The 12529-nt window shown below is 43.0% G+C and carries 7 protein-coding genes and 1 pseudogene; 2 read left to right on the forward strand and 6 right to left on the reverse strand.

The annotated features are described in order from the left end of the window. Window positions 1-7: 7 nt before the first annotated feature. The 6 genes and pseudogenes from JFU01_RS03680 to JFU01_RS03700 form a co-directional block, all read right to left on the reverse strand. Entirely contained in the window at window positions 8-787 is a 780-nt protein-coding gene (locus tag JFU01_RS03680; protein WP_195855867.1) for an ABC transporter permease, read from the reverse strand. 3 nt (window positions 788-790) lie between these two features. Continuing rightward, the gene (locus JFU01_RS03685; protein ID WP_195855866.1) at window positions 791-1711 is read right to left on the reverse strand and encodes an ABC transporter ATP-binding protein; all 921 of its coding nucleotides are present in this window, start codon (window positions 1709-1711) and stop codon (window positions 791-793) included. A 650-nt stretch (window positions 1712-2361) separates the two neighbouring features. Beyond that, window positions 2362-3375, reverse strand: coding sequence for a lipoate--protein ligase (locus tag JFU01_RS03690; RefSeq protein ID WP_195855865.1), 1014 nt, complete (start codon window positions 3373-3375; stop codon window positions 2362-2364). A gap of 220 nt (window positions 3376-3595) precedes the next feature. Continuing rightward, on the reverse strand, window positions 3596-6664 hold the full coding sequence (locus JFU01_RS03695) for a pneumococcal-type histidine triad protein (protein ID WP_442858928.1): 3069 nt from the start codon (window positions 6662-6664) through the stop codon (window positions 3596-3598). Further along, window positions 6644-7735: pseudogene (locus tag JFU01_RS08995) on the reverse strand (pneumococcal-type histidine triad protein); the annotation flags it as partial. The pseudogene JFU01_RS08995 and the gene JFU01_RS03695, both read right to left, overlap by 21 nt. Before the next feature lie 44 nt (window positions 7736-7779). Further along, entirely contained in the window at window positions 7780-8688 is a 909-nt protein-coding gene (locus tag JFU01_RS03700) for a metal ABC transporter solute-binding protein, Zn/Mn family (RefSeq protein ID WP_195856007.1), read from the reverse strand. Between the two features lie 253 nt (window positions 8689-8941). On the opposite strand from JFU01_RS03700, the gene uidA reads away from it, so the two are divergent. Then, a complete protein-coding gene (gene uidA / locus JFU01_RS03705; RefSeq protein ID WP_195855863.1) occupies window positions 8942-10777 on the forward strand; it encodes a beta-glucuronidase in 1836 nt (611 codons plus the stop codon). A 246-nt stretch (window positions 10778-11023) separates the two neighbouring features. After that, window positions 11024-12526, forward strand: a complete 1503-nt coding sequence (locus tag JFU01_RS03710; RefSeq protein WP_195855862.1) for a DUF1846 domain-containing protein — start codon at window positions 11024-11026, stop codon at window positions 12524-12526. Window positions 12527-12529 lie beyond the last annotated feature (3 nt).

Genomic DNA, 12529 nt, shown 5'->3' on the forward strand with positions numbered 1-12529 from the left:
CTAATTTTTAGAAATCGCGCTGTTTAAATGACATTAAGGCGATTAAAAGGCAGACTGCAATCACTAAGAGGGCTAAGGGGGTAAATTCTAAGAAAAACTCACTATCCAAAGTTAAGGCGCCAGCCTGGTTGAGCATACTTTGGAAATTCAGGTAGGCGACAATTTTACTTTCAGCAAAGTAAGCAATCTGAACGACTGTTAGCACCAAGGGCACCACAATAGTCGCTAAGATACTCCACATATTGGAGAGGGTTAGGAAAATAACCAGCATCGTTACCGCAAAGACGCCTTGGAGGGAGAGGTACTGCACCAAGAATACCCTGATAAAATTACCAAGCCACTCTAAGCTTAAGGCGTCAAAGCCATTGGTAAGGCCCGCTACCAGGTAGGTAGTTCCGTAATAAAAGATAAATTGCAGGGCTGTCACCATAAGGAAAACACTATACTTGGAAAAGAAGTAATGAGTCCTAGACATCCCGCTACTAATAATATTCTTTAAGGTCCCACTATTTAAGTCAGCCCCTACCGTCATATAAAATAGAGGTAAGGTAAAATAGATCAAAAAGGCTGCCATGGTTGACATGGCCATAACGGCTTGGTGACTGGTCCAGGCCATTTCTCGGATAAGATCGGTCCTTTGGGCGATTTCCTGGGTGTTTTGTTCACCGACAGCCATTGAGAAAACACCCTTATCCCAGACACAGGAGGCGACTACCAGAATCAAAACCAGCTGGGTAATGTAAAAGCCCTTGCTATGAAACAATCGATAAAAATCTGCTCTTAACATGGTCTATTGGTCTCCTTTCTCTTCGACAATGCCGGTGAAATAATCTTCTAAGTTTTTGTGAGAAAAATAAATGGCATCGATAGGCACATCCGCCTGACTAAAAAGTTTCATGTAGGGTTGAATCTTTTGGTCAGAGGAAAAAATATGAATGGTTTCTTCATTCACCACTTTAAAGTTCGACTGCCCTTGTTCAGACAATAAACGGCTGGCTTGGGGTACTTGACTAGTCTGTAAGACAATATACTCCCGGTTCATTTGCTCAAATTCCTCTTTAGTCATTTCTTGGATAAGCCGCCCCTGATTAATGAAGCCAAAGCGGCTAGCCGTTTGATAAAGTTCAGAAAGAATATGACTAGAAATGATAATAGTCATTTGCTTTTCCTGGCTTAGCCGTTTAACTAATTGACGGAAATGGCTGATGGCAATCGGGTCTAGGCCATTGATCGGTTCATCGAGAATGAGTAGGTCAGGCTGGGTTAATAGGGCAATCCCAATACCTAGTTTCTGTTTCATCCCCATGGAAAAGGATTTGTAAGCTTTCTTGCGGTCCTGACTCAGGCCAACCAAGTCTAAGGTTTCCTTTACCACCCGGTCCTCATCCACCACCCCACGTAATTTACAATAATAGTGTAAATTTTGCTCTGCAGTTAAGGCGTCATAGGCCACGGGACTTTCAATGACTGCCCCGGTGCGTTCCAAGGCCTTGGTCCACTCCCGGCTACTTCCTGAATGGAACAAGGACACTTTACCCGAGCTTGGTTTGATCAAACGGACAATCGCTTTGAGCAGGGTAGTTTTTCCTGCCCCATTACGACCAATTAAGCCATAAATTTCTCCTGCCTTAAGACTTAGAGACACTTGGTCTAAGGCTACTTGCTTGCCATAAGTCTTGGTCAGCTGGTCAACTCTTAGCACTTCTTCCATGCTAATCCCTCACTTTCATATCTGATCTCTTCTTGACACTGTTTATTATGCCAGCCGCTTCTCAATAGATTCCCAAGCAATTCTAAAGTCTTTCTAAAGAAATGGAAACAGATTTTTGAAATATAGCCGATGAGCATTCGTTCTGCTTTTGAAATTTGATCGTTGAAAAGCCATGGCACCAGTTCGGGCCAAGGTCCCTCACTTAGCGAGCTTCAAAGCTAGAGTGTGACAAAAGTACAAAAGTCCTGGACCACTGGAATAAACGAAGGGAGAGCCTTAGCAAAGACTCGGACATCGTTTATGAAGTGGACGCCAGGACTTCTTTTGAAACAGATTTAGGCTAGTACGGCTTAAAGCCTACTATCCGGTAATTCACATCGCTTGCTTGGTCATGGCTAACGACCTATTTCAAAGCGTCACTACTGCTCAAATTAAATTATCAAAACAAATTTTAATAAAGAATTAATCATAAATAATATAAATTAAAGTGAAAAAAGGAGCTGTGACTGGGGACTGCCTTCCTATCAGTTAGGCAGCGTTTTCCACTTAGTCACAGCTCCAGTTTAATTATTCAGTTTTTATCCACAGACTGCTTTCTCATACAGACGGTTTTAGCATTTTCCCTCAAATTATCCCCAAGAAGGCATTTTCTAGGCTTCTTGGAATACAATATCCACTAATTCTTCCGCAGTAATATCGCCGAGATATTTATTTAGGTCTAGATCACTTAGGGCATCAACCATGGCTTGACGGTCGTATTTGACACCATCCAAGGCTTCTTCCACATCAGAAATTTCTCCTAGACCGAAGAAGTCCCCGTAGATCTTGGCTTGGCTAATGACTCCCTTTGAAACATTTAAACGCAAATCCACAAATCCGAAGGGGAATTTATGTGAACCTTGGATATCAAAGTCAGGGGATTGTCCATAATTCCAGTTCCAGTTTCCCATCCGTTCAGCCCGCAAATCCATAACTCCTTGCCAAATTTCAGGGGTTAATTTTAACTCAGGGACTTCTTCACGCGTCTCCACCCCAAAGATTTCCAGTAAGATCCGGTCACGGAACTCTTCTGTGGAGAGGTTCTTATACTCCTCGTCGACAAAGGGTTTGATATTGGTTACCCGTGACCGAACCGACTTAATCCCTTTGGATTCGAATTTTTCTTTACGGGGTTTCAGGGCATTGTTAACCTCATTCAGGTCAGCATCAAATAAAATGGTTCCGTGGGCAGTCATCCGACCGTTCTTAGCGTACATAGCGTTACCAGAAAATTTTTGGTCGCCAATCACTAAGTCATTACGCCCCTTTAGGGCAGCACCTTCCACTCCCATCTTATGAAGGGCATCGATCACCGGTTTAGTAAAGGAGGCAAAGTCACGGAAACTGCCATCATCATCTTTAATAAAGCAGAAGGAAAAGTTGCCCCGGTCATGATAAACCGCTCCCCCACCGGACATGCGACGAACCACTTGGATATTATGCTCATCCACATAACGTTGGTTAATCTCTTCATAGGTATTTTGGTTGCGTCCAATAATAATCGAAGGATCATTGATATAAAATAGCAGGATCGGTTCATCGACTAGGCGGTTTTCAACCAAATAAGTCTCCAAGGCGATATTAACCGAAGCATCGTAGTGATTATTATTATCTACAAAAATCATTGTTTTCCTTCCTCTCATGACTAATTCATATTTAATAAAGCTTACCAGAGCTTATTATAGCAAATTTAACTGTTAATGAAAGCGGTTGATAAGCGAAGGCAAAGAAAAAACTCCCCCTAAAGTTTTTAGCTTGTTTCAAGTTAACTTTAGAGGGAGTGTCTTATCGTAGTAGCTTGACTTCAACAAATTTCTTAGCGATAAAAACCTGAGTTTTCACTGCTTAATCCGTCGCTTGGATTGCAGTGGGCACGTTGGTCTCACTATTTTCTGGCAAGACTTGTTTCTCATCGATTATTTCGGTCTCAGCCTTTTCTGAATTGACTGTTTCAGTAAGCACATTTTCTGCTAGACCTTTCTTGTCCTCACTATGATCTAAGGACGGATTGTGATTGCTTTCAGAAATTAAGTTTGCCCTTTCTTGGTCACGGGATTTGAGCACGGCTTCCACTGCAGCGACTTGGTCAGGACTTAATTCACTGGCCTTTTTAGCTTGTCCGGATTCTGGCTTATAGACTGTCAGCTTATATTCCGTGCCGAAAATTTCAAAGATGTAGCCTCCAGCAGTTCTGGATTTTACTTCTTCAGGGTTAAAACCATGAGAAGCGAGAAAGGCTTCCTTTGCCGCTTCGATTCGTTCGGCGTCTGTTTTGTGGTCGACAGCTGCTTTTGAATCGGTGGCTGGCTCTTTATCTGGGGCCTTGCTACCTCTTTGTTTCAATACTTCTTCTACCGCGGCAATTTGTCCTTTTGAGAGTTCAGACTGGCTGAAGTAGTGATTGCCTTGGTCAAATTGGAAGAGATAGCCCCGTGAAAAGCGGCTATGAACTTTATTTGCTTGGAAATTCTTCAAGAAAACTTGCCGTTCAATTTTTTCAACTTGGTAATTAGATAAAGCTTCAGCTGGGTAGACCACGGACTTTCCATTCACTTTAAAGTGGTAAACATCGCCATCCTTGCCTATCACTGTTTGAGGATCAAGTGTTTTTCTAGCTAAGACCGCTTCGACTGCAGCAATTTGGTCCGGTCTTAATTCAAATGGATAGACATAAAACTCCTTACCATTTTCACCTTCGAAGACGTAGCGGTCACCACGCTTGTCAGGCACAACACTTTCTGGATCGATTTGAGGGCTTTGGTCCTTAGTCTTTTCAACTGCCATTCCCTGTTCTTCCATCCATTCTTCCACTTGGGCAAGTTCATAGCCCTTTAATTCGCCAAATTCAATATAGTGGGTATGGGCATGGCCATCTTCTCGGTGCTCGGTGGTTACACCATGGTCATCCACTCCTAAGATATTATCCTTACTGAAAACATAGCCTTCAGATCCAGTATTATAAGGTCCCGCTTGGAGCCCCTTACCGAAAGCCTTATACTTTTTACCATTAAAGCTTACATAGAAATCCTTGTCATCCGCCGATTGATTATGAGGGACACCAAAACCATTTTTAGGCGGCATTTTAGCTTCAGGATGAGCGATTAAATAACGCATACTTGCCTTAGCCTTTTCGATTTTTTCCTTATCTTGGTTAAACCAAGCATTTAAGTGGATATCTTCGATTTTGTGCCAGTGATCAATATGGTAAACCAAGAAAGCCCCATTTTCTTCTCTTTCCGGATAGGCCATCTGTATATTCACTGCAGCCAATTGTTGAGGGGTAAAGAGCCCTTCAGGGATAGGGGTAGCTTGTGGCTGCTCTGCTACAATTTCTTCCTTCTTCTCATCTTGGTCATTTTTAGAAGAACTAAATGAAACAGTTTCATAGTCTATCGGTAAAGTAATATCATCAAGTTTTTTAGCAATCGTTTTATCCGCGAGAACAGCAAGTAACTGATCACCATCACGTAAAACCTCTTTGTCTTGGAGACCATGTTCCAATTTGAACTGACTCAATTTTAATCCTAAAATATAGTCTTTATATTCTTCAGCAGTAGAAAAATCACTCGCTCTTAGGTAGGAAGGATAGTCCGATAAATTCTTCATATGACTATGATTACCATGCGGAACAATGACTTTATTGCCGGTTACTTTAAGATCGGCCTTCTTAACCCCACTTTCCAGGGCGATTAAAGAAAGTTTCTTATCGATTTCATCAGCAGAATCCTGACTTGCTTCGACAAACTTAATTTCCTTTTTCCCGCTATTGACATAATCCTGTGCTTGACGGATCTCTTCATCATCCAAATCCGCAAAGGGAACATAATGACTGTGATCACCATGTTGGGTGATAAGGCCGTTACTGTCGTACTCTAGGATCGACTCTGGGCTAAAACGATAGCCGTCATCAGTGGTATAGGCTTTATGATCTTTACCTTTAGCGGATTTATCGATTTTTTGAGCCAGAGCAAGGAAGTTTACCTTATCTTGGTCTTTCTCATCTTGTCTATCGTCCACCTGGCTTGCTTGCTTCTTAGACTCATCTGTTTGATTATTTATCTCTTCACCATGGGAATCTGAAGGTTTACTTTCCTGATCGGTTTTCCCAGCTTGGTAAATATAAGAAGAATTGTTGAGATGAGCCTCCGTTGCAGCAATTTCAAGAGCGGATAATTCTTGCAAAGGAATCACATGGTGATGGTCACCATGGGGATGAACATAACCAAATTTGGTCTTGCGTGTCACTTTCATCGGATCGAATAATAAGCCATCCCCTTCCCTATGGCGTTCTTTTAGAGGAAGAGCGTAGAGTTCGTCCAACATTTGCTCTAAGGTTTTTTGACTATTTGCCGGACTGTCATTGGGATCTTTTTGCGGCTGAGCTTTGCCTTCTTGAGGATGGTCGATTTGGCTAGGTTTAAAGCCTGGTTGGTTCACTTGCGGGCGAACTGGGTCTAAGGGCCTAATGACCTTCTCAGTCTGGTCTTGCTGTGCTCCAGCTTGCCCGCTCTTCTTATTAAGATATGCCTTGGCTTGAGCGCGCTCATTAGCACTTAAATCATCCTTAGGGACATAGTGGAAATGATCGCCATGCTGACAGATATAGCCATCGCCTTGGTCGGAAACGATAGATTCAGGGGTAAAGATATAACCATCGTCGGTAGTATAACGTCCCTGACGCCGCGCCTCTTCTAAGGGGCTCAAATCCTTTCCTTGATCTTTATTGCCTTGGCCATGCTCCTGGTTTTTCTGTCCTGCTGGCTCTTTTTGTCCAGGAGATGCTTGATCTTTTTTCTCAGGCTGCGACCCTGTTTGTGATTTCTTATTAGATGCTGTCGTTTTTGAATGGTCTTTAGGCGCTTGGTAGTTGTAGTTCCCAGCCTTTAAATAAGCTTCAGTGGCCGCAATTTCCAAATCGGATAGTTGGTCAAAAGGAATAATATGGAAGTGGTCGCCATGGGGGAGAACATAGCCAAAATTGTTTCTTTTGGTGACTTTGACCGGATCAAAAACTAAGCCATCGGACTCCACATGGCGTTGATTCATTGGCAGTTTATAGAGTTGGTCTAATAAACCGTCTAAGCCAGAGCGTTGTCCCTGACTCGCTTGCTGAGCTTCTTGGTTAGCTTGATTTTGAGGACTTATTTTACTCGTTAATCCCTGTGGATTTTGCCAGCTATTATTCCCATTCACTAAACCAGCATAAGGACTATTATTTAAACGTTGGCTAACGATGCTTTGTCCACTACTATGCGAAGGGCCCGCTGATCCTGACTGAGAAGTTCCTGATCGTCCCGCCATATAGGCCGCTGCGGCCGCCCGTTCCGCTGGCGAAAGGTCTGCCTTAGGTACATAGTGGAAGTGGTCACCATGGGCACAAATATAAGCGTCCCCGGTATCTTGAACAATGCTACCCACGGTAAAGACATAGCCATCATCGGTGGTATAACGACCTTGGGCTTTAGCTGCTTGGACAGCTTGGGCCTCAGCTTTAGTCATGGCATGTCCTCCGTGGCTACCGTCTTCTTTAACATTGTGCAATTTTCTTTGCTCTTCAATTTCTTCTTTGGTCCGCACATTAACAGCTTTATTAGGATCTTTTAGATAGAGGTAATATTTGCCATTAACCTTAATGATATAGCCATCCCGAACTTCGTTTACGATATCTTCTTGACGAAGTTTGTAATTGGGGTCGCGCATAATTAATTCTTCACTAATAATGGCATCATAAGGAACCTTACCATTGTAATAGTGGAAATGATCGCCGTGAGAAGTGACATAGCCATCATCAGTGATCTTCACCACAATTTGTTCTGCTTCGATTTCATCATCCGCATGAGACAATTTCTTGACTTCAGCCCCATCTTTTCTCAGGCCTTGGTCAGCCACGTAATTAATCGTCGATTCATTGCCTGAATGCCCCTGGGAGTAGCCCCAATAATAGCCCCCTCCTAATAAGAGCGCTGAGGCTGAGCAGGCCAGAATGGCTTGCTTAATGTTTTTCTTCTCCACAATTATTCACTCACTTTCTACTTTTTATCTTCTTGTAAATGCTTTAAGAGGGTTTGTAAATTCATCTCAATATTTCCTAAGAGTCCTTTATCATTTTGGGGGTCAGCTTCCAAGGGACTTAAGGTATCCAATTGAGCCCCCGTCGCTTGGGAAATGACCTCAGCAATTTTGGTAGATACTTGAGGCTCAACGAAAATGGTCTTGACCTGGTAATTTCTTACAAAGTCTTGAATTTCAGCCATTTGTTGGGCACTGGGCTCTTGGTCCGGTGAAATCCCCGATATGCCTAATTGGCGTAAGCCAAAGCGATTAGCTAAATAAGAAAAGGCCGTGTGCTGGGTGACAAAAGTTTTTTGCTTGGCCTTTTTGAATTGATCTTGGTATTTATCCACTAGGTCTTGGGCCTGGGCTTGATAGTCGTCAGCGTTCTTTTGATAGATTGCTGCATGGTCAGGATCAATCGCACTTAATTGCTTAGCAATACTTTGTGCCTCTTGGCCGACTAGAATCGGATCGAGCCAGGAGTGGGGATCATAAAGCGTTTTTTCATCGACTTCTTGACCAGGGTCGAGGTCTTCTAAGCCAGGAACCTTGTCTAGAGTTAAACCTTCTGATCCTTCGATAACTTTGACTGGAGAATCTTTCAGGTTTTCCTTAAGGTTCTTGGCCCAGCCTTCCAAGGTCCGCGAATGATAAACGAAGACATCTGCCTTTTCAATGGCAGCAATATCATTGGCTGAGGGTTCAAAAGAATGAATACCGGCTCCACTTTGAATCATTTGCACCGTATTCAAGTCTCCCGAAACCGCCCGGGTTATTTCATAAATTGGGTAAAAACTGGTGACAATATTTAGCCCCTTGACTTCTTTATCCCCAGTATTCTTCGTACAAGCACCAGTAAACACTAATAAAGCGAGTAAAAACATGCTAAAGACTAGGCTTTTAACCGATTTTTTCACTTGATTTCCTCCTCTTAATTTTTTAAATCGTAACTCTTACGATTTATATTATCGATTCTTCCGATCGAAGTCAATAGTAAATCGTAAATATTACGATTTATTTTTGCTGACGCTTTTATTTCTGTTTCTACAAAAGGCCTGTTAAAGTAATAATAAGAAGATTTTTCCTAACCATGACCAAGAGGCCGGCTAAGATAAAATCCATAGAAAGGAAATGAAGATGTTATATCCACAAAGCAATTTATGTCGCAGTGTCTTATCGCTCGATGGCAATTGGCGCTTCCGCATTAAAGAAGACCAAGAAAGTTATGATCCTAAGGACCCCTTAGACAATTGGCAAAGTGTTGCGGTCCCTGCCTCCTTCAATGACCAAGTGGCTGATCCAACCATTCGCAACCATGTCGGCTACTTTTACTACCAAAGAGACTTCACCCTTCCCAAGACTTTGGCTGACCAGGATATTTTTCTCCGCTTTGGCTCTGCAACCCACCAAGCTTGGGTCTATGTCAATGATCAGGAAGTCGCCCATCACCAAGGGGGCTTTACCCCCTTTGAGTGCAAAATTACGGACGCGTTTTCTTTTTCTAAAACTAACCGCCTAACCGTTCTCCTCTCCAATATTCTTGACCATACCACCCTACCCGTGGGCCACTACCATGAAAAGAAAGATGACCAAGGAAAGATCCAACGGGAATTAGATGAGAACTTTGATTTCTTCAATTACGCCGGACTTAACCGCTCCATTGTTATTTATACCAGCTCAAAAGCTGCCCACTTGACTGACCTCACCATCTTGCCTGACTTAAATGATTCCTTAGACCAAGCTAAAGTTAGCTTCGATGTTTCAATTGATTCCCAGGTTAATGACGGGTTATCCTATCAAATAAGCATTTATGACGAAGCTGAAAAGATAGTTGCCGTGGGTAAAGCGAATGAGAATGAATTTTACCTAGACCAACCCCATCTCTGGCAACCACTGAATGCCTATCTCTATACTGCCCAAGTCGACCTCTACCAAGACGACCAACTGGTGGATACTTACCGGCAAGACTTTGGTATTCGCAAGGTAGAGGTCAAAAATGGCCAATTTCTAATTAACCAAGAACCCTTCTACTTCAAAGGTTGTGGTAAACATGAAGATAGCTACGCCCATGGTCGCGGTTTTGATCCTGTGTATAATGTCTTGGATATTAACCTCTTAAAGAGCATGGGAGCCAACTCCATCCGTACCTCCCACTACCCTTATTCCGAGGAAATGATGCAGCTCTGTGACCGGGAAGGGATTGTCGTTATTGATGAAACCACCGGAGTGGGGATTATGTCCTCCTTTGGTTTTAATATGTCTAACTTTGACCCAAAAACTTACCGCGATAACACTTTCCAAGAGCTCGATACTCAAGCAGCCCATGAGCAAGTGATCCGCGAACTGATTCAAAGAGATAAAAACCACGCCTGTGTGGTGATGTGGTCCTTGGCCAACGAAGCAGCCACTTTCAACCCGGAAGCCCATGATTATTTTGCCCCACTCTTTGAATTAGCTCGGTCCCTCGACCCCCAAAAACGTCCCCTAACTATGATCAATATCCTCTTAGCGACTCCGGATACTGACCAATGTTCTGACCTGGTTGATGTTATTTGTCTTAATCGCTATTACGGCTGGTATACCCAAACCGCTGATTTTGACTTAGCTGAAGACTTGAGCCTAAAAGAATTACAAGACTGGCAAACCCTCTATCCAGATAAACCCATCATGTACACCGAATACGGGGTTGATACGGTTGCTGGCCTCCATGCCATCGAGCGCCAACCCTTTACAGAAGAATTCCAATGGGATTACTATGTCATGATGTCTCGAGTCTTCGACCAAGTAGATAACTTTGTCGGCGAGCAACTTTGGAATTTTGCTGACTTCCAAACCAAAGTTGGCGTTCAACGGGTTCAAGGCAACAAAAAAGGTATCTTTAACCGGGCCCGGGAACCGAAAATGGTGGTTCGTTTCCTTAAGGACCGCTGGCAAAAGATACCAAACTTTAATTATAAAATAAAAACAAACTAGGCCTGGTTGATAAAATCATTTAAAGCAAAGCTGATTCTTCTGTGCCAAAAGCTTGAAATAAGGGGAATCAGTCTTTGCTTTTTATCGTTTTTGACTAATATTTTACGAGAATTATTTTTTTCTACTGTGCAAGCGAGCTTTTTCGTGTATCATATTGTAGGTGTTCATATGTTGGACCAACACATGAACCGAGACAAGTAACGATCGTTTAATCGTTAATAAAAAAGAGAAAGTGAGTGTAAGAGTATGGGTAAAATTGGTTTTGACACTAAAAAGTATCTTGAAGAACAGTCAAAGTATATCTTTAAGCGCGTTGAAGGCAAGGACAAGCTCTACCTGGAATTTGGGGGAAAATTAATCGGCGATAAGCACGCCAAACGGGTCCTTCCAGGTTTCGATGAAGATGCCAAATTGAAACTCTTGGAGAGAATGAAGGACCAAGCCGAAATTATTATCTGTGTCTATGCTGGAGACATTGAAAGTAACAAGATGCGGGGCGACTATGGCATCACTTATGACCTTGAAGTCTTACGTTTAATCGACGAATACCATTCCTTAGATATTTCTGTTAATAGCGTCCTTATCACCCGCTACCATGGTGAAGCGAATGCCACAAACTTTATGCATAATCTTGAAAGACGGGGAATTAAGGTCTACACCCACCAAGAAATTAAAGGCTACCCCACTAACGTTGACCTTTTAGGGGAAAATGGTTTCGAAGTCAATCCTTATATTGAAACCACAAAACCGATTGTGGTTGTCTCTGGTCCAGGTGCCGGCTCTGGGAAACTAGCCACCTGCCTTAACCAGCTCTACCATGAATGGAAACGTGGAGTTCGAGCATCTTACGCCAAATTTGAAACCTTCCCAGTCTGGAACCTCCCCCTCAACCATCCTGTTAATATTGCCTATGAAGCAGCGACGGTGGACTTAAAAGATGTCAATATGATTGATAATTATCACTACGATGCCTATGGGGAAGTCGCTGTTAATTACAACCGCGACTTAAAGATGTTCCCAGTCATCCGCCGCATCTTACAAAGCATTACCCACGAAACGGTCTACCAATCCCCTACCGACATGGGCGTGAACTGTGTCAAAGCTGGCATTATTGATGACGAAGTGGTCCGTCAGGCAGCTAATGAAGAAATCATCCGACGTTCCTTCCAAACAGAAAACGATTATAAGAGTGGTCTGGTCGATGAAGAAGCCTTGTCACGGATGCAATTAATTATGGAAGACTCCAACCTCAAGCAAGAAGACCGCGTTCCTGTCAAAGAAGCACGCCAATATGCTAAAGAAGTCCAAAACCGCTTCAATTCCGAAGAAGACCAACCCGTCATGGCCTTGGCTTTAGATGATGGTCAAATTGTTACTGGACGTAGCAGTGACCTGATGGACGCCTCAGGTGCAGTCATCCTAAACAGCTTAAAGGTACTGGCTGGCATCGCTGACCCGATTAACTTGCTATCACCACTCATTTTACAAACCATTCAAGAACTCAAAACTGGCCCTTTAAGTGACCGGACACCGATCCTAACTGCTAATGAACTACTCATTGCCCTAGCTATTTCAGCGTCAACCAATCCAACCGCCCAAATGGCTTATGACCAATTAAAAGCCCTGGACGGCACCCAAGCTCACTCAACCTACATACTCACTAAAGACAATGAAAAAACCTTAAAGAGTTTAGGTATCGATGTCACTAATGACCCCGTCTTCCCTAATGAAAATCTCTATTATCAATAAAAA

This window comes from Aerococcus sp. Group 2 (assembly GCF_905125285.1).
Lineage (GTDB): Bacteria > Bacillota > Bacilli > Lactobacillales > Aerococcaceae > Aerococcus > Aerococcus urinae_E.